The 18605-nt window shown below is 45.4% G+C and carries 15 protein-coding genes; 10 read left to right on the plus strand and 5 right to left on the minus strand.

The window, feature by feature from the left end:
* The first annotated feature begins 12 nt into the window (after positions 1–12).
* A complete protein-coding gene (locus tag JT717_RS20915; RefSeq protein ID WP_240348321.1) occupies positions 13–3348 on the plus strand; it encodes a VCBS repeat-containing protein in 3336 nt (1111 codons plus the stop codon).
* Complete coding sequence (locus JT717_RS20920; RefSeq protein WP_240348323.1) at positions 3345–6692, plus strand: VCBS repeat-containing protein; 3348 nt, start codon at positions 3345–3347, stop codon at positions 6690–6692. The genes JT717_RS20915 and JT717_RS20920 overlap by 4 nt, the downstream gene beginning before the upstream one ends.
* Before the next feature lie 9 nt (positions 6693–6701).
* On the opposite strand, the gene JT717_RS20925 is transcribed toward JT717_RS20920, so the two are convergent.
* Both JT717_RS20925 and JT717_RS20930 read right to left on the minus strand, forming a co-directional pair.
* Positions 6702–7652 (minus strand): GyrI-like domain-containing protein, encoded by a 951-nt coding sequence (locus JT717_RS20925; RefSeq protein WP_205512987.1) that lies wholly within the window; start codon positions 7650–7652, stop codon positions 6702–6704.
* Between the two features lie 66 nt (positions 7653–7718).
* Positions 7719–8321 (minus strand): hydrolase, encoded by a 603-nt coding sequence (locus tag JT717_RS20930; protein WP_205512988.1) that lies wholly within the window; start codon positions 8319–8321, stop codon positions 7719–7721.
* Between the two features lie 503 nt (positions 8322–8824).
* Here JT717_RS20930 and JT717_RS20935 point away from each other — a divergent pair.
* From JT717_RS20935 to JT717_RS20965, 7 genes are all read left to right on the plus strand, one after another.
* On the plus strand, positions 8825–9958 hold the full coding sequence (locus JT717_RS20935) for a zinc metalloprotease (RefSeq protein WP_205512989.1): 1134 nt from the start codon (positions 8825–8827) through the stop codon (positions 9956–9958).
* 421 nt (positions 9959–10379) lie between these two features.
* On the plus strand, positions 10380–10823 hold the full coding sequence (gene rplM / locus JT717_RS20940; protein ID WP_205512990.1) for a 50S ribosomal protein L13: 444 nt from the start codon (positions 10380–10382) through the stop codon (positions 10821–10823).
* A 14-nt stretch (positions 10824–10837) separates the two neighbouring features.
* Positions 10838–11227, plus strand: a complete 390-nt coding sequence (rpsI, locus tag JT717_RS20945) for a 30S ribosomal protein S9 (RefSeq protein WP_205512991.1) — start codon at positions 10838–10840, stop codon at positions 11225–11227.
* 87 nt (positions 11228–11314) lie between these two features.
* Positions 11315–12247, plus strand: a complete 933-nt coding sequence (gene rpsB, locus JT717_RS20950; RefSeq protein ID WP_205512992.1) for a 30S ribosomal protein S2 — start codon at positions 11315–11317, stop codon at positions 12245–12247.
* Between the two features lie 265 nt (positions 12248–12512).
* Positions 12513–13352, plus strand: coding sequence for a translation elongation factor Ts (tsf, locus tag JT717_RS20955; protein WP_205512993.1), 840 nt, complete (start codon positions 12513–12515; stop codon positions 13350–13352).
* Between the two features lie 330 nt (positions 13353–13682).
* Positions 13683–14396, plus strand: a complete 714-nt coding sequence (gene pyrH, locus JT717_RS20960; protein WP_205512994.1) for a UMP kinase — start codon at positions 13683–13685, stop codon at positions 14394–14396.
* A 201-nt stretch (positions 14397–14597) separates the two neighbouring features.
* Positions 14598–15659, plus strand: coding sequence for a coiled-coil domain-containing protein (locus JT717_RS20965; RefSeq protein WP_205512995.1), 1062 nt, complete (start codon positions 14598–14600; stop codon positions 15657–15659).
* A gap of 195 nt (positions 15660–15854) precedes the next feature.
* On the opposite strand, the gene JT717_RS20970 is transcribed toward JT717_RS20965, so the two are convergent.
* Positions 15855–16937: an RsiV family protein gene (locus JT717_RS20970; RefSeq protein WP_205512996.1), complete on the minus strand. Its 1083-nt coding sequence runs from the start codon at positions 16935–16937 to the stop codon at positions 15855–15857.
* 91 nt (positions 16938–17028) lie between these two features.
* On the opposite strand from JT717_RS20970, the gene pdxH reads away from it, so the two are divergent.
* Positions 17029–17673, plus strand: a complete 645-nt coding sequence (pdxH, locus tag JT717_RS20975; RefSeq protein WP_205512997.1) for a pyridoxamine 5'-phosphate oxidase — start codon at positions 17029–17031, stop codon at positions 17671–17673.
* 197 nt (positions 17674–17870) lie between these two features.
* Here the strand turns inward: pdxH and JT717_RS28885 are convergent, their stop codons facing one another.
* Together JT717_RS28885 and JT717_RS20985 are read right to left on the minus strand one after the other, a co-directional pair.
* Positions 17871–17978, minus strand: coding sequence for a 30S ribosomal protein THX (locus JT717_RS28885; RefSeq protein WP_205512998.1), 108 nt, complete (start codon positions 17976–17978; stop codon positions 17871–17873).
* A gap of 98 nt (positions 17979–18076) precedes the next feature.
* Positions 18077–18430: an HU family DNA-binding protein gene (locus tag JT717_RS20985; RefSeq protein WP_255553019.1), complete on the minus strand. Its 354-nt coding sequence runs from the start codon at positions 18428–18430 to the stop codon at positions 18077–18079.
* Positions 18431–18605: the final 175 nt, after the last annotated feature.

Genomic DNA, 18605 nt, shown 5'->3' on the forward strand with positions numbered 1-18605 from the left:
TTCAGCATGAGCATGCCCCTCAAAATTATTCACGGTTGCGCCTTGGCCATTTTGCTGTTTTCCTGTGGCGGCAAAAAGAATAACGAGCCTGTGCTTTTTCAGTTAATGGAAAATACCGGTATCCGTTTCTCCAACGATGTGCAGCAGACAAAAGACTTTAATATTTTAACCTTTCGCAATTTTTACAATGGCGGCGGGGTTGCCATTGGTGATGTCAATAACGATGGACTGGCCGATGTTTTTTTTACGGCCAATATGGGCGGTAACCGGCTCTACCTCAATAAAGGCAACTGGCAATTCGAAGATATATCTGTTAAGGCCGGCTTTCCCGAAAAAGCGCAATGGAGCACCGGCACAGTTATGGTTGACATTAATCACGATGGCTGGCTCGATATCTTTGTAGCAAACTCCGGTCATATCAACGATGGCGTATCAAGGGCCAACCAGCTTTTCATCAACAACCGGAATTTAACTTTTACCGATTCGGCACAGGCCTATGGCCTCGCTGATAGCGGTTATACGACACAGGCCTCCTTCTTTGATTACGACCTCGACGGTGATCTGGATTGTTTCCTGGTAAATAACAGTCCGATCCCGGTGAACACCCTGAACTATGCCAATAAAAGGGATGTTCCTACCCAGGATTGGGCCATAGCCGATTATCTCAAAGGTGGTGGCGATCATTTGCTGCGGAATGACCATGGAAAATTCATTGAAGTGACCCGTGAAGCAGGTATCCATGGCGGATTGATCAGTTTAGGACTGGGCGTAACAGTAGGCGATGTAAATAATGATGGATATCCCGACATTTATGTGTCGAACGATTTTTTCGAACGCGATTACCTGTACATCAACCAGCAGAACGGCACCTTTAAAGACAGGCTGGAAGATTGTATGCAACATACCAGCCTTGCATCGATGGGTGCTGATATCGCCGATATAAATAACGACGGTTATCCTGATATTTTTACGACCGATATGCTGCCTGATGACGATTACCGCCTAAAAACAACTTCCTCTTTTGATAATATCGACGTATATCGTTTAAAGGAAAAGAATGGATTCTATCGCCAGTACATGCAAAATACCCTGCAGCTGAATAACCGGCATGGCGAGTTTATGGACATCGCCCAATACAGCGGGGTGGCGGCCTCTGACTGGAGCTGGGGCGCGCTCATGTTTGATGCTGATAACGATGGACTAAGCGATATCTATGTTTGCAACGGCATTTACCTGGATGTTACCGACCAGGACTTCATTGATTTTTTTGCCAATGAGGTTATCCAAAGAATGGTAATGACGGGTAACAAAGAAGAAGTGGATTCCATTCTCAAAAGAATGCCCTCGCGTCCGCTGGTCAACAAAGCCTATAAAAATGAAGGGAACCTGAAATTTACCGACGCTGCAGAGACCTGGGGCTTCAAACAGGCTTCCTTTTCGAATGGTGCGGCCTATGGCGATCTTGATAATGATGGTGATCTCGATCTTATAGTGAGTAATGTAAATCAACCGGCATTTATCTATCGCAACCAAAGCAGGGAAACAGCAAAGAATCATTACCTGGGATTAACAGTAAAAGGGAACGGCCAGAACACATTTGCGGTGGGCACTAAGATCAATGTATATGTGGGTAACCAGGTCATTAGCCGCGAAGTAATGCCAAGCCGGGGTTTTCAGTCATCGGTAGATTATAAAGTGATCATAGGCCTGGGCCAGGCCCGGCAGGTAGATTCCATGGTCATAACATGGCCCGATCGTTCGCTGTCGAAATATGAACGGCCGGCAATAGACACGGTGCTTACTGTAACGCCATCTGCCATAAAGATCTGGAACACCGCTCAAACAACCATGCAGCCAGATGCAGCGATCACTCTGTTTGAATTGGCGAAACATCCTTTTGAAAAACATCGCGAGGATGATCATATCGATTTTTATTACGAGCGAAATATACCGAGGATGCTTTCACGTGAAGGGCCGAAAGCCGCTTCTGGTGATGTAAATGGCGATGGATTGGTGGATATTTATATCGGGGGCGCAACCGGACAGGGCGGGCAATTGTACCTGCAAACTGCCAGCGGCAGTTTCGTTAAAAAGGAAGAACAGCTATTTAAGCAGTTGTCCGACTTTGAAGATGCAGCTGTGCTGTTCTTTGATTGCGATAACGACAAAGACCTTGACCTGTTTGTAGGCGCAGGGGGAAATAACGTACCACAAAATCAACGGCAGTTGCAGCACCGTTTATACATAAATGACGGGAAAGGTAATTTTGATATTCAATCAGGCGCTTTCCCGCCGAACAGTATGAATATTTCAACAGTAGCGGGCGATGATTTTGACAGGGATGGTGATATCGATCTATTTGTGGGTGCTTTGAATGTTCCTTATAACTATGGAATGGATCCTGTTAGCTACCTGTATGTAAACGATGGCAATGGCCGTTTTACAGAGATGGCTAAAGAAAAGATTTCCGATATCGCTCATATTGGAATGGTAACCGGCGCCGTGTGGACCAACCTCAGCGGCGACGAGCAGAAAGAGTTGGTTATTGTAGGTGAATGGATGGCGCCCCGCATCTTCTCCTGGACCGGTGCTCAATTCAAAGAAGTTAAAACCGATTTGATGGATCTTTCCGGCTGGTGGAAATCAATAGCCGCAACCGATCTTGATGGCGATGGCGACCAGGACCTGGTATTGGGCAATATGGGTGAGAACTTTTATTTGCATCCCAACCGGCAAAACCCGGTGAAAATGTGGATCAATGATTTTGACCAGAACGGTTCTGTCGAGAAAATAATCACCCGTTCCATTGCAGGAAAAGATAAACCGGTATTCTTAAAGCGTGAAATGACCGATCAGCTGCCTTCGCTTAAAAAGCAGAATTTACAGCATCGTGAGTTTGCGAAGAAAAGTGTACAGGAGTTGTTTGACGCCGAACAGATAGATAAGGCAACAGTGAAAGAAATTAATTATACCGCCTCCTGTATAGCGATCAATGAAGGCGATGGAAAATTCAGGATTCAGGAGTTGCCCCTGCCCGTTCAATTTTCTTGTGTGAATACTATTAAGTGCACCGATATCAACAACGACGGGAAAACCGATCTTATCCTTGGCGGCAATGAATTTGGCTTTCAACCGCAATTCGGCCGGCTCGATGCCTGTGGGCTTACCGTATTATTGAATACCGGTGGTAAAGGAAAATTACAGTTCATTGATACCCGTAAAAGCGGTCTGCAGGTGAACGGTGCGGTAAGAGATATTGCGGAGATCAGGGGCGCAAAAGATACTTATTTTCTTATACTTCAAAACGACAGTGTACCGGCTTTATACGTATCGAAAACGAAACCATGAAACGATCCAATTTATTATATAATCCAGGCCTTTCCTTAATTCTTTTTTATTGCACGATAATGGCCCTGTTGCCAGGCTGCTCTTCGAGGCCGGCTGAACCTGCCTTGTTCGAAGCGCTCGATCATCAACAAACGGGATTGCATTTTTCGAATCAGCTGGCTGCTCAAGGCCAATTTAACCTGTTCACCTATATGTATTTTTACAATGGGGCAGGTATCGGGGCCGGCGATTTTAATAATGACGGCCTCATTGATCTATTTTTTGCAAGCAACCAGCAACAAAACAAATTGTATTTGAATGCAGGCGGGTTACAGTTCAAAGACATTACTGCCGCCGCTGGCATTCCGAATGATGGCGGCTGGTCCACCGGAGTTTCAGTGGTGGATATCAACAACGATGGACTGTTGGATCTTTATGTATGCCGGGTAGGCAATTATGAAGTGCTGCATAGCAGGAACCAGCTTTTGATCTGCCAGGGCATTGACAAAAATGGTATTCCTGTATATAAAGACAAAGCGGGCGAATATGGGCTCGATTTTTCTGGCTTCAGCACCCAGGCTGCTTTTTTGGATTATGATAACGACGGTGATGTAGACATGTTCCTGCTTAATCATTCCGTACATGCCAATAGCAATTTTCGCCCCCGGAAAACATTTGCAGGAACCTATGATGCATTATCAGGTGACCGGTTTTACCGCAATGATGGAAACAGGTTTACCGATGTGACCCGCGAAACCGGTATCAATAGTAGTGTTATAGGGTATGGACTGGGCGTAACGGTAGCTGATATCAATCTGGATGGTTATCCTGACATATATATCGGTAATGACTTTCATGAAAACGATTATGTATACATTAATCAGCGTAACGGCACTTTTAAGGACGATATCGATTCCTGTATGATGCATACCAGCCAGTTTTCGATGGGTGTTGATGTGGCAGATGTAAACAATGATGGTCTGGCAGAAGTCATTTCCATGGATATGCTGCCGTCTGACCCCTATATCCTCAAACGCTCATTGGGCGAAGATGCCTATGATATCTTCTTTGAAAAGATAAGGAATGGCTACAACTATCAATACACGCGCAATAATTTTCAGCTGAACCGCGGAAACGGAATGTTCAGTGAGGTGGGTTTATACAGCGGCGTGCATGCAACCGACTGGTCATGGGCGGCCTTGTGGATGGATTTTAATAATGACGGCCTGAAGGATCTTTTTGTTTCGAATGGTATCCCCAAAAGGATGAATGATATTGACTACATCAATTATGTCTCTAACCAGGAGATCCAGGGAAAGATCCGGGCTAACAAAGTGAATGAGACCGACATGGCCTTGCTGGAGAAATTTCCTGAAATAAAAATACCCAATAAGTTTTTTGTAAATACCGGCCAGGGCCAGTTTAAAGATGATGAGAAAAAGATCCATAATAATGAATCAACGTTTTCCAACGGCGCCATATACGCAGATCTCGACAATGATGGCGATCTCGATGTAGTGGTAAACAATATTAATGAACCCGCTATTCTGTATCAGAATAAGAACAATGACCCCGGTAATAAGCGGTATGTTCAGATAAAACTACAGGGCCCGGAAAAGAACATCAATGCACTGGGTGCGAAAGTAGTTGTATTTGCCGGCCAGGAGATCTGCTTGTATGAAAAGCAACCGGTGCATGGATTTTTATCGGCCATGGAAATACCCATTCATATCGGGTTGGAAAGAATAAAACCGGATTCTGCATTCCTGGTATGGCCGGATAACACCTGTCAAAGGTTAGCGTTCCCAAAAGACAGCACGGTATTGCATCTTCGCTACCAGCAGGGATTACCACGATTCAACTACGAGATGATCACCAGTCGCCACAAGTACAACAGCAAGCCAATGGAAAATATTACCCAGGCCGTTAACTTAAAGCACCGCCATATAGAGAATCCTTTTGTTGAATTCGACCGGGAACCGTTGATCCCGCATATGCTTAGTTCGGAAGGACCTGCCCTTGCGGTGGCAGATATCAATAAAGACGGCCTGGAAGATGTTTTTATCGGTTCAGCCAAAAGAGAAAAAAGCGTCATTTATATTCAACAAGCGGCCGGTAAATTTAGTAAGCTGGAACAGCCGGCGCTCGAGGCCGACAGCATGTATGAGGATGTGGATGCCTGTTGGGTAGACGTGAACAATGATGGTAATATAGACCTTGTGGTGGCCAGCGGCGGCAACGAATATTTTGGCGAGGATGAAAATTTATTATCACGGGTTTATCTGAATGATGGCAAGGGCCGCTTCAGCAGGCTTAAAAATGCTATTGAAAACGTGTATATAACTGCATCCTGCGTTGTTCCGTATGACTTTAACAAGGATGGTTTTGTCGATCTGTTCCTGGGCGGAAGAGCGGTTCCCTGGGAGTATGGGCATGCGCCCCGTTCCTATCTCTTGCAAAATGATGGAACCGGTAAATTTAAAGATGTAACCGCCCAGCGTGCAAAGGAACTGGCGGATGCCGGTTTTGTAACGCGGGCTGCCTGGTGCGATCTGGATAAAGATGGTGATGAAGACCTAATCGTTTCATTGGAATGGGGTGGCATCGATGCCTATCTCAATACGAATGGTGTTTTCAGCAGGAAAGAGCTCATCACTAAAAAAGGCTGGTGGAATTTTATATTGCCATATGATCTTGACGGCGACGGTGATCTTGATCTGGTGGCGGGGAACCTGGGACTGAACAGCCGCTTAAAGGCTTCCGACAAAGAACCGGTGCGTTTGTATTACAACGACTTTGACGACAATGGCAAAAAAGAACAGGTACTTACCTATTACGTTGGTGGCAAGGAACTGCCATTTGCCAACAAATCGGAATTGGAAAAAAAGATGCCTGTTTTGAAAAAGCGCTTCCTGTATGCAGAAGATTTCGCAAAAGCATCCCTGAAAGATCTTTTTACGGCCGATAAGCTGGAAAAAGCAAGTGTATTGTCGGCCGATTATTTTTCAAATGCAGTTTTAGTGAATGATGGGAAAATGAATTTCTCATTGCAGGCCCTTCCCTGGCAAGGGCAGTTAAGCTCTTTTCGCGATGCCGTGGTGGTAAATGCAAACAACGACTCTTTGCCCGATCTCTTATTGATGGGTAATTACTACGAGAACAATATAGAAATGGGACGTTATGATGCCGATTTTGGAACCGTATTAGTTAACAAAGGTAAAGCTTCTTTTGCCTGTGAATCCATCAACGGCCTCACCATTAAAGGACAAACCCGTCGAATAAGACCAATAACAATCGGGAAAAAGGAGGCGTTTATACTTGCAAGGAACAATGACAGTACCATGATCATCCGCTATAAAGAATAGGATCGGTCATTAAAATACAGGGTAATTGATCCGGGTGACCCATTTGGTGGTATCTGTTTCTGTCAGCCGGTTTGTTACCAATGAATAGAATGGGATGGCAGGTGATTCATAACGATGGTCTGCCAGGTAATTTTCCATTTGGGAAAATGCATGGGCAGCCGTAAGATCACCGCCGCTGACTTCCGCAACCAGGATATAGCCCGGAACCATCTTTTTTATAACCATATCATTTGTCTCCTTAACCGCTTTATTAATGGGAATAGCCACCATGGTCTCAAAAGGCCGGCTGTTTTTTGGCTGAACGTTCAGCATGGGATAGCCGGTTTCTATGGCGCCCTCTTGTTGAATGTAGGTCTTCAGTTTATTAATTAGGCTGTAGATGTTTTGCGTGGAAGGCCGGGCGTTGAACACCTGCCGGGTAGACAGCAGCAAGGTATCTTTAACAGTGGTTTTTTGAATCGCAATCCCATATACATTCTCGGTTTTTTCAAGGAATTGTTTCAGTCCATACATGATCTCATCAATATGTTGTTCAAGGGTCCCTGCCTGCAGGTATCGTTGCACCCTCGTAACAGGGTTCATGCCCGTGTTGTATTCATAATTCCATTGAATGGATACCGAATCTTTATGTTTCGGTATTAAGATGATCTTGCTGTCAATAGTAAGATCATCGGCAGTGATGTGTACGCCAATAGCGTCGAACATCCTTTGCCGGGGCTGAAAAGAATAATCTTTATAAAAAAAGGAATTGATCTTTCCTTCCCGCTTTGCTGAGACCGATGTAGTTGATGGCCACCATTTGAACCAGTTGGAATCATTCACAAGGAACCGGTTGACCGCTCCATGGGGGCAGTGAATCGTGACGGCACGCGCCAGCTTCATTTTTTTGGGCACTACGATATAAATAGCAACAAGGATTACCGCGATGAGGGCGGTTGGTACAATGATCCATTTTTTCATACATTAAATAACAAGCAGGGTGAATATACATAAAATCGGCAAAGAATTACCGCTTTGGAAGGCCGGTTATTGAATGTCTTTTTGATGATCGATAATAAACTTGATGATCTCTTCCAGCGGGGTATTGATCTGTGCGATGGCATCGGTAATATCATCGCGGTTTACCTGGGCGGCAAAAGAGGGTGTTTTTAGTTTTTTCAGTACGCTTTTGACGTCCATGCCATCATACCGTGTTGGCCGTATAAGGGCGGCCGCGTGAATAAAGCCAGATAATTCGTCGAACACATAGATCATTTTATCCATGGTATTATTGGGCTGCACCCCAAAATAGCGCGGGCCGTGTGAGGCAATACAATGAATGACTTCAGGGTCCTGCCGGCGGCGTTCCAGTTCTTCAATGATGATGCGGCAATGGTCGTCGGGATATTTTTCCCAGTCCGCATCGTGCAGGAGACCGGCCAGTTCCCATTTGCGGGCGGTGAGTTCGTCGGCCTGTTCTTTTTCAAGGGCCCAGGCTTTCATTACGGCGGCTACCTGTTTCATATGCAGGCGCAGCCGTTCATTAGGTACCCATTCATTGAGTAATTGGTGAGCTTCTTCAACAGGCATCAGGTTTCCGGTATTGGCAACATCACCAAACTTGTTGCGGCCGAGTAAGTGGGTGGACATGGTTATTTGGATGATTGTTTTTTTTCTGGGCTTGTTCTTGTTTGTTCTGGTTATGCGGGTTTCCTTAATAGTGACTTCAAGACCAATAGCATCGAGGAACCGCAGCAGGTTCTTAAAGGTAACACTTCTGAAGTTATCGGCTTTGTCCTATTGCCCACTGCCCACTGCCCATTGGAAAACACTGCAACAGCAACGAAAAAACAGATTAAGGGAAGATCCGGGGCAAAATAAGAGCCAGGTGGAGGAATACAAAGGGCGAACATCCTAAACGACTGGTAACTGCAGGCTCTGTCTGTCACCAACTGTTTAAAATGGCCGGCTCTTGGCCGGCAGATCAAGGTTTGTTCCATACCGTTAGAGCAGTTTGGCGGAAGACCTGCCCCAGCGCCTGCCAATTCAAAGTGAATTCATCACAATGATTTAATATTTGCATAATATAGGGTGCGCCTTGCATTTAGTAAATTGGACCTTAAACCTTATTTCGTTAACCAAAAAGCCTTATTATGCAAAGAATTTCAGCATGGGTGATCCTCATCCTGGTCACTACATTTATTTCCTGCCGTAAAAACGATCTTTCTTCAAACACAAACGGATCTTCTTCTACCACCGACAAGGAGTTATATAATACTTTGTTACAGGCTGGTATTCCTGCGAACAGGATCGAGGATAAGGGAGAACACTACGTTGTGTCAGGCGATTTGTATTTTAAAAAAGGGAGCACCGACCTTAACCAGGTAAAGGCTTATTTCAAAAAAGGCCCCCGGGAAGAACAGCGGCAATTCCATACACTCAATACAGATATTGCCGAATCGCTCAGAACAAGAATTGATCTCTCTTTGTTTCATACCTGGGAATTTCCTGCACGTCTTGCCATGCAGGCATGGGCAAACGTTCCGAACTGTAAGGTCAATTTCCTGTATGTAAATCCTAACGAACCGCCGGGCAGCGAAGATCTCGTGATTGTGCCTGATAATGGTACATTAGATGAAAATGTCATTGCGGCTGCCGACTTTCCTGCCGGAGGAAATACCTGGAGGATAAGGATCAATACAAATTTCTATGATCAGCCGGGTCAAAATGTTCACCCCGATAACCGTGGCTCAAATATGATCTATAACATGGCGCATGAAATTGGCCATGTTCTTGGATTTCATCATACCAACGAAAGCTGGGGATGGCAGATTCCGGGAACTCCCGGCATTGGCGGTGATCCCGCTTCTGTTATGAATGGCGGAACCGCTCTTCATCTATGGAATGGGTTATCTGCGAACGATGTGGCCGGTGTTCAGTGGATGCATCCATACAATCCATTGGATAACTGGATCACTGCCCCACAGGTAGATTTTCATGCTAACTGGTTACTTCCTATTGAATCGTATGCAGGTATTGAGGTCACCTGGAATGCCAGCCTCGTAAGTACATCCACGGTAACGCTGCAGATTTACAAGAACAGGGCTTTATTGGGTACGGTTGCATCAGGCATACCGAATAATGGGCACTTTTCTTTTACCGAAGGTCATTACAACAGCTTCTTTCCGCCCATGTCTGACCATTCCGGCGTTCAGTTCCGCATCATTTCCGATGCCAATGCCAGCCAGTCAGACTACAGCTGCATGTTCTTCCTGAACTGGGAATAGACCGGTTGATCATATTGATTTTTCGAATTTATTGCCACGCCGCCGCCCCTTATGGCGGCGGTTTTTTTGTAACCGGCCACCCGGGGGTGAGCACCCGGGTTTTGTATACATATGAGTCCCCAAAAATGCTCCCGAGCACGCCATTTACCCATTTCAACCCCTTTGAAGCGCCCGCCGGGCGGGCCTTTCAGGCAGTAGTAAAATTTATATGTCAAAATATTTATTGTAAATCAAGCAATTATAAAGATGCGATGAAAAATAAATGCTGTAAATGTTTGCCATGCCGGTTTTATCAGCCTATCTTTGCGACCCGTTTTTAGTTACCTGACTATTGGCGGAAACGGCAGGCGGGATGGCGCTGCTGTTTATTTCTTAACCGGCTGAAGTTGACAAAACAGCTATCAGCTAAAAGTTTTTTATAATGAGCAAACTACATTTCACTACCCAACATGCGAATGCGGCTACCGTAAAACGCAACTGGTATGTTGTAGACGGTACCAATCAAACCGTGGGACGCATGTGCGCGAAAATAGCAGCTATTCTTCGTGGTAAGAATAAGCCCTATTATACGCCACATGTTGATTGCGGAGACTACATCATCGTTATCAATGCCGAGAAAGTAAAATTCACCGGCAACAAGACCGAGGAAAAAGAATACCTGACCTTCTCAGGTTATCCCGGTGGTCAGAAAGCCGAAACAGCCCGCGAACTGCTGCGCCGTCGTCCGGAAGTAGTAGTAGAAAGAGCTGTAAAAGGTATGTTACCTAAGAATCGCCTTGGCCGCAAAATGTTCAAGAAATTATTTGTGTATGCCGGCGACCAACACGAGCATGCTGCACAGAAACCTCAATCATTAACTTTCTAATTGTTTAAACATACATGGAAAAGCAAAAAAATGCCGTAGGTCGTCGTAAAGAAGCTGTGACAAGAGTTTGGTTGTCACGCGGAACCGGTAAGATCACCGTTAACGATAAAGACTACAAAGAATATTTTTCACTGGTATATCTGCAAAATCAGGTTGAACTGCCTTTAAAAGCAACTCAATCGATGGATAAATTTGATGTAAAGATCAATGCTGCCGGCGGTGGTATGAAAGGCCAGGCCGAAGCTGCGAAACTGGGCATCGGTCGTGCTTTACTCGAGATCAGCGCTGAATACCGTCCTGCATTAAAAGCAGTAGGCGTACTGAAACGCGATCCGAGGTCTGTTGAGCGTAAGAAATTCGGTCACAAAAAAGCCCGTCGCAGCTACCAGTTCAGCAAACGTTAATCATTTCTTCTGTCTTTTGGCAGCATGTATTTGGAACCGTTTGTGTTTATCATCAAATTATCAAAACACATTTTCAACTTAGTTTAAATGGAAAATAACACTTCATTGCAACAGCAACTCCTGGATGCCGGTGTACACTTTGGTCACCTGCGTAAGAAGTGGAACCCAAAAATGTTGCCCTACATTTTTGCTGAAAAGAAAGGCATTCACATCATCGACCTCAATAAAACGACCGAAAGCCTGCAGGAAGCGGCTGCTGCCTTAAAACAGATCGCCCGCAGCGGTAAGAAGATCATGTTCGTTGGTACCAAGAAACAAGCTAAAGAGATTGTTACTGAGTGTGCCCGTAAAGTGAACATGCCTTTCGTTACCGAGCGCTGGCTGGGTGGTATGTTGACGAACTTCAACACCGTTCGCAAAAGCGTTAAGAAAATGCAGAGCATCGACAAAATGCTGGGCGACGGCAGTGCTGAGTCTCTCACTAAAAAAGAGAAATTAACCCTCGGTCGCGACCGCGATAAAATGGATAAAGTACTGGGTGGTATCAGCCAGCTGGGCCGTGTACCTGCCGCTTTGTTCATCATCGATATCGGCCATGAGCACATTGCGCTGGCAGAGGCCAAAAGACTGGGCATTACCACTTTTGGTATGGTTGATACCAACTGCGATCCTAATAAAGTTGATTTTGCGATCCCCGCAAACGACGACGCTACTAAATCTATCGCAATCATCACCCAATACGTTACTGCAGCTATAGCTGAAGGTCTTGCTGAAAGGCAAGCGGCTAAAGATGAAGAAACAGAAGAGCAGACAGACGACGAAAAAGAAAAGAAAGCACAACGCCTGCTGGCTGAAGCTGAAGCAGAAGCCGGTCGCGGTAAAGGCGGCGGCGGACGTGGCCAGGGTGGCGGCGGTGGCCGTGGTCATGGCGGTGGCGGTGGTCATCGCGGTGGCGGTCAGAACAGAGGCGGTGGTAACCGTCCTGGTGGCAACCGTGGACCTGGTGGTGGCAGAAGATAGTTCACAGTTCTTGGTTTATAGTTCATAGTTCTTTCAGGTACTGCCCTTCACTGCCTTTGTGCAGTTCGATCGTGCAGCCTTATTATGAACCCGGCTATAGAACAACTATTGAGCCCCGCTTGCGTCGCACACTTTTACAGTTGTAACGCTGCTGAACAGACAGAATTAATAAAATGAAAATGCTTCACAAAGGCGCGATTTGAATAGAATCTGGTTCTTTGTGACGCATTTTCAAATTTTTATAATATTTAAACTATCAAATCATATGTCAGGTGTTGCTATTACTGCCGCTGATATTAACAAGCTGCGCCAGATGACCGGCGCCGGAATGATGGATTGCCGTAAAGCATTGACAGAAACTAATGGCGATTTTGAAGCTGCTATCGACTGGCTTCGTAAAAAAGGCGCCAAGGTAGCTGCACTGCGTGGCGACCGCGAGGCTAAAGAAGGTGTTGTACTGGCTAAGACCACAGCCGACAATAAAACCGGTATCGCCCTTTGCGTTAGCTGCGAAACCGACTTCGTAGGTAAAAATGCCGACTTTATAGCCTTCGCACAAAGCATTATCGATGCTGCCGTTGCCAACAACGTAAAAAGCCTCGATGAGCTGAATGCTGTATCTATCAATGGTGCTAAAATAGCCGACCTGGTGAACGATAAACTCGCCAGCATTGGTGAAAAGATCGGGATCACCAAGTTCGAACGTGTTGATGCTGATTATGTAGCTTCTTATATTCACGGCGCTAACCGTATTGGCGTACTGGTAGGTTTGAACAAAGCCGCTGCTGAAGCCGGTAAAGACGTAGCTATGCAAATCGCTGCGATGAACCCGGTAGCTGTTGATGCCAGCTCAGTGCCTGCCGCTACTATCGAGCGTGAGCGCGCCATCGTTACCGAGCAGATCAAAACCGATCCGAAAATGGCCGGTAAACCCGATGAAATGATCAATAAGATCGCTGAAGGTAAACTGAATGCATTTTTCAAAGAAAGCACCCTGGTTAACCAGGCTTTCGTAAAAGACAATGGTAAAACCGTTGGCGATTACCTGAAAAGTGTTGACGGTGGCTTACAGGTTACCGAATTCAAACGCGTAGCTTTAGGGTAAGAGATCATCCGATCAAAATAAATGAAAGGGAAACTGCTTATGGCGGTTTCCCTTTTTTTAGGCCTGCGTGGCAGACAAAGAAGGCCGTGGCTGCCAATGTAGACAACTCATTTTAGTGGTGATCTTCTTTCCAATGAATTAAGGGAAACCAGTTTACGGTTTCTCTTTATGTTTTAATAAAAAGTCCTTTCTTTGCACAGCCTTAATGGTTTGTGGTTTATGGTTTGTAGTTTGTGGTTGCTGCCAAAGGCGTAGGCTCACTATCGCTGGCGGCCTGAAGCAAAAGCAGCAATCTGTTTACCATTAACCGTTCACGAAAATCAGTCATACATGGTACCAAAGTACAAGCGCATCTTAGTAAAGCTCTCCGGTGAATCGTTGATGGGCGATAAAAGTTTTGGAATGGACCCCGCTATCCTGGCACAATATGCACACGATATCAAAGAAGTAGCAGATCTGGGCGTTCAGGTGGCTATTGTAATTGGTGGTGGAAATATATACCGGGGTATGAATGAGGCGGAAACTGGTATTGAACGCGCTCACGGCGATTATATGGGCATGCTGGCCACCGTGATCAATGGAATGGCCATGCAGGCCATGCTTGAAAAAATTGGGGTTTTTACGCGGTTACAAAGCGCCATTAAAATGGAGCAGATCGCTGAACCTTATATCCGCCGCCGCGCTATCCGCCATGTAGAGAAAGGCCGGGTGGTCATTTTCGGTGCGGGTACCGGTAATCCTTACTTTACCACCGATACTGCCGGTTCACTGCGGGCCATAGAAATTCAGGCCGATGTGATCCTGAAGGGAACCCGGGTGGATGGCATATACACGGCTGATCCGGAAAAAGATCCTACTGCCAAAAAATACGAGACCATCACCTTCCAGGAATGTATCTCCAAGAACCTGCGGGTAATGGATATGACGGCTTTCACCCTTTGTATGGAAAATAAACTGCCGATCATTGTATTTGACATGAACAAACCGGGCAACCTGCGCCGCGTAGCCTGCGGCGAAAAAGTGGGTACCCTGGTAAAAGGCTAGTATTTGGCTGGTATACAGTTGCTTAAATTTATTAAGCCCCCTTTTTGCAATTATCGAATTAACGTATTAAATTTCCTACATGAAAAACCACCTGCCGGGTGGTTTTTTCATTGTCTTATCTCAAGATCCCATGAAAAAATAGTGCTGTGCTTGAAAGATTACTTTCTGTGATGCGGTGTATCTTCTAATTCCGAAGCCGTTATGAACTATTTATTGTCGGTGATACTGGGGTATCAGATGTACGTTGGGTTTATTGAAATAATTGTTTTCCTGCTGGGCGGGGTGGTCCTGGGCTTTTTTATTCATTTCTTCCTGGTAAGCCGAAGGACCATGTCATTAAAGCTGCCAGAACCCGAACCTCCCATCATTGCCGACGCCGCTTTTCAAAATACCGACGAATGGCGCGTAAAATATTACGAGGATATGGAACTGCAGGAGAAAGTACAAATGCAGTTGCGCCGCGAGCTCGATGAAGTACGCGATAATGAAGAATTGCTCACTATCGAAGTGGAAGAGCTGCAAAAAGAATTAAAACGCCGGCATGCAGCCCCACCGCCCCCCGAGCCGGTAGCCAAACCTGCCCTTTCCCAGGAAGAACAATCTGAAGAATACCTGCTTCGCCTGCAAAAGACCCAGGAAAGCCTTATTGAACAAAACCAGCAGATCACCTTATTGCTCGATCAGATAGAGCTGTTGAAGCAAACAGAATACAAACACATTGATACGCTGAAGACCAATGAGGCCCTGAATGCCCGATTGAACGAAATGCTCACGGTGCTTGCCAATAAAGATGCCCGTATCCTGGAGCTGGAACAAAGCCAGCTCTTATCCGGCGAAATGGAAGAGCGCCTGACCAAAGCCTATGAGGAATTCAACGCCCTGCGCGAGAAGTTGTCGAAAGTAGAGAACCTTTCTAACCCGCCCAGCCGCCAGTATGAGTTTGAGGAACTGCAACAAACGCATTTCAAACTCATCAGAGAATTTGATGAATATAAACAGAAACATCTTGGCCTGCTGGAAGAGAACCAGCGCCTGTCGCGGCTGCTGGCCGATACGGAAGAGAAATTGCGCGAATCGAATTTCCAGCGCCAGCAATTGCTGAAAAAGATCAGCTTCCTCGAAGAACTGAACCGCGATCTGCAACTGATATCTGAGCATAATAAAAAGCTCGAAAGCCAGCTGCGCCGGATGAGTGAAATAGAAGTGATGCTGGCCCGGGTGCAGGGTAAGGATAGCAATAAAGGGAATGAACCTCCGGAATAGGCAACGAGGCAACAAGGCAACGAGGCGACAAGGCAACGAGGCAACGATGAAACAAGGCGAGGCATACAGGCAAGTGCAGCTCGCTATATCTCCAGGATGGCTCAGCTACATTCAAACTGATATCATTCAAAAATAAGCACCCCGCAATACCTGGTATGGCGGGGTGATTTCGTTTATGATGGGGGCTTTCTTTGATCAATTGATTCCAACCAGCTTTTTAAAAGCTGGGTTTAAACAATTGCTCAGTTCTTTAAACGGAATATATACCTGAACGTTTCCTAACGCATAGGCGCCGACCTCATACGGATTATAATGGAAACCAATACCTTTCGAAGTAAGGAAGAAATTGTCTGTGAGCGGAATATCGTCCGCAAAAAGCACCTCAGATAGTTTTTCATCCGGTTTGAGCTTGTAAGCAGCGCGAAACTTTTTAACCAATAAACTATGCAGGTTTTTCCGGCATGTCAAAGTATCCAGCACATCGGTGATAGCAAGCTTGCGGTTATTTATGAGATCTATGCAAACGTATACTGTACCATAAATGCCATGGGCGCCACCTCCGTCAGTATAGCCAAAGTCGGAAATGGTAAGTAATTGCGCATTTTGATATTCCACTTTTGCTTTGGAACTAAGCGCATATTCAGTAATTTCTTTGTCTTTTTCGTAGTTAAGAAAGCTGTTTTTCCGTGCGATCATGATCTTGCCGATCTCATCTTCCCCTTCCTTTACACCAAATGTTTCACGGATGACCTGCTTTATCAGGTTCGTTGCAGGATGTGTTGACGATGCTGCCGGCCATATAGCGGCAGCGTCATATGAAAGTTCAGGCCGGCTATAGTCATCTCCTTTTGGCAATTTTTTTGAACCGGTGGTGTAGATATAATCAAAGGCCAAGCCGTTATTCTCTTTTTTCTGCGTGATTCGAAATGATAAAAGTTTGCCATTATATGACCAGGTACCTGCATAGGAACTATCCTTAAAGTTCCCGGAAAGTATTTCTGATTCATTGTATTCACTGTCGTAATGCACCAGTTTCAAGAAATTGTCCTTTCCTATTTCTCCCGATAGTTCAATCGGTTCCTCAGCGCTGTTATAATAATAATTGCCTGTAAATTTTTCATTGATTCTGTACAAATGAAAAGTGACCGGGTATTTGTCGATGGTGCCGGTAAAATAGTAATAACGGCTTATAACAGGGCCCGTGGCCGGTTTGCTTTTTTGCGAAAATGCGGCATTGTAACTGCTTAATACGAACAGCAAAATAAATGTATATCTCATACGGGTAGTAAGTTAATCTGTAAATGCGGATGATCAAAATCAGTGGGGGGAATGAACGATGCTATTACCTTTGTGTTATAAAACAAAGGCCATGTCATCGACAATCGCTGATATAAGGAAAGATTACAAGCTGAAATCGCTTCTCGAAAATGATGTAGATCCCAATGCCATCCGCCAGTTTGATACCTGGTGGCAGGAGGCATTGAACAGTGCGATTGATGAGGTGAATGCCATGACCCTCGCAACGGCATCTGCCGACGGGGTACCGGCTGCCCGCATCGTGTTATTAAAAGGCTACGATGAACGGGGATTTGTGTTTTTTACCAATTATGAAAGCTTTAAAGGCCTGCAGCTGGCCGAGAATCCAAGGGCCTGCCTGGTATTTTTCTGGAAAGAGCTGGAAAGGCAGGTGCGCATTACCGGATTGGTGGAGAAAGTAAGCGCCGGGGAAAGCGATCTTTATTTTAACAGCCGCCCTGAAGGCAGCCGTATTGGCGCCTGGGCCTCGCCGCAAAGCCAGGTAATTGCGAATCGCGAATGGCTGGAGGAACGGGAGAAAAAGTTCCGTACCGATTTTGGCTCGCAAGCCCTCATACGGCCCGCTAACTGGGGCGGTTACCGGGTAAAACCCATAACTATCGAATTCTGGCAGGGGCGTCCCAGCCGCCTGCATGACCGTTTGTTATACACGTTACAGCGTGATAATACGTGGACAATTGAACGATTGGCGCCATAATAACCGAGATTACTGGTAAACGTTGGAAACGAGGGCCGGCAACTTATGAAAATGAAGTTAGCCGGTGCCCGATAAAATGATATAACCTGCGGCGTGAAGTACTGGGGGGAAGGAAGTGTAAGGAGTGTCGAGATAAGAAGTAACAATTAAATGACAGGATAATTCTTACTTCTTATCTCTTACTTCTTTGGCCTTAATTAGGCTTTCTTTTTGGCAGCAGCCTTTTTTACCCTTGCAGGGCGGCTTTTTCCGAATGAACCTTTAAAGGTTTTACCTTTTTTCGTTTTTTTATCTCCTCTACCCATGTTATTTGTTTATGAATGTGAATTATTAGTTACGCAAAAATAAAAAAAGCTCCGATACTTCGCATGCAGTAACGGAGCTTTCCTGTGTAAGGCAGTAATTATAATTTAGCCTGCAATTCTTTACCAGCTTTGAAACGGGCAACTTTTTTAGCTTTAATCTTAATCACAGCACCGGTTTGCGGATTACGACCATTGCGAGCTGCTCTTTTTGATACAGAGAAAGTACCAAAACCAACCAGGGTAACTTTACCTCCACCTTTTAATGTTTTGGTAACTGCTTCAATAAAAGAATCGAGCGCAGTGTTAGCCTGTGTTTTAGTGATGCCTGAATCATCGGCAATTTTCGCAATTAATTCAGCTTTGTTCATAGTGTGATTTTTTAAGAATTTATGCAGGGACAAATTTAGCCGGTTTTTGCTTGAAACAAAATTTTTTGGTCGAAAAATTAACATTTGATAAAGTGCTGAAAACCGCTCGGGGCAAGGATTTTAGCAAATTGCAATGTTTTGTAATGTGTTTTGTGAATTGATGTTACACGCTGGAACGCTGTACTGCCTTATGTTTCATGCGATACCGGCTGAAATGCTGATCAGCAAAGGGTTTCATGGAATGCACTATAAGTGTGTG

This window comes from Longitalea arenae, assembly GCF_016924755.1.
GTDB lineage: Bacteria > Bacteroidota > Bacteroidia > Chitinophagales > Chitinophagaceae > Niastella > Niastella arenae.

Bases quoted from the DNA above. Each gene is read 5' to 3' on its own strand.
- JT717_RS20915 (WP_240348321.1), top strand. From the start codon at position 13: ATGCCCCTCAAAATTATTCACGGTTGCGCCTTGGCCATTTTGCTGTTT.
- JT717_RS20920 (WP_240348323.1), top strand. From the start codon at position 3,345: ATGAAACGATCCAATTTATTATATAATCCAGGCCTTTCCTTAATTCTT.
- JT717_RS20925 (WP_205512987.1), bottom strand. From the start codon at position 7,652: ATGAAAAAATGGATCATTGTACCAACCGCCCTCATCGCGGTAATCCTT.
- JT717_RS20930 (WP_205512988.1), bottom strand. From the start codon at position 8,321: ATGTCCACCCACTTACTCGGCCGCAACAAGTTTGGTGATGTTGCCAAT.
- JT717_RS20935 (WP_205512989.1), top strand. From the start codon at position 8,825: ATGCAAAGAATTTCAGCATGGGTGATCCTCATCCTGGTCACTACATTT.
- rplM (WP_205512990.1), top strand. From the start codon at position 10,380: ATGAGCAAACTACATTTCACTACCCAACATGCGAATGCGGCTACCGTA.
- rpsI (WP_205512991.1), top strand. From the start codon at position 10,838: ATGGAAAAGCAAAAAAATGCCGTAGGTCGTCGTAAAGAAGCTGTGACA.
- rpsB (WP_205512992.1), top strand. From the start codon at position 11,315: ATGGAAAATAACACTTCATTGCAACAGCAACTCCTGGATGCCGGTGTA.
- tsf (WP_205512993.1), top strand. From the start codon at position 12,513: ATGTCAGGTGTTGCTATTACTGCCGCTGATATTAACAAGCTGCGCCAG.
- pyrH (WP_205512994.1), top strand. From the start codon at position 13,683: ATGGTACCAAAGTACAAGCGCATCTTAGTAAAGCTCTCCGGTGAATCG.
- JT717_RS20965 (WP_205512995.1), top strand. From the start codon at position 14,598: ATGAACTATTTATTGTCGGTGATACTGGGGTATCAGATGTACGTTGGG.
- JT717_RS20970 (WP_205512996.1), bottom strand. From the start codon at position 16,937: ATGAGATATACATTTATTTTGCTGTTCGTATTAAGCAGTTACAATGCC.
- pdxH (WP_205512997.1), top strand. From the start codon at position 17,029: ATGTCATCGACAATCGCTGATATAAGGAAAGATTACAAGCTGAAATCG.
- JT717_RS28885 (WP_205512998.1), bottom strand. From the start codon at position 17,978: ATGGGTAGAGGAGATAAAAAAACGAAAAAAGGTAAAACCTTTAAAGGT.
- JT717_RS20985 (WP_255553019.1), bottom strand. From the start codon at position 18,430: ATGTTAATTTTTCGACCAAAAAATTTTGTTTCAAGCAAAAACCGGCTA.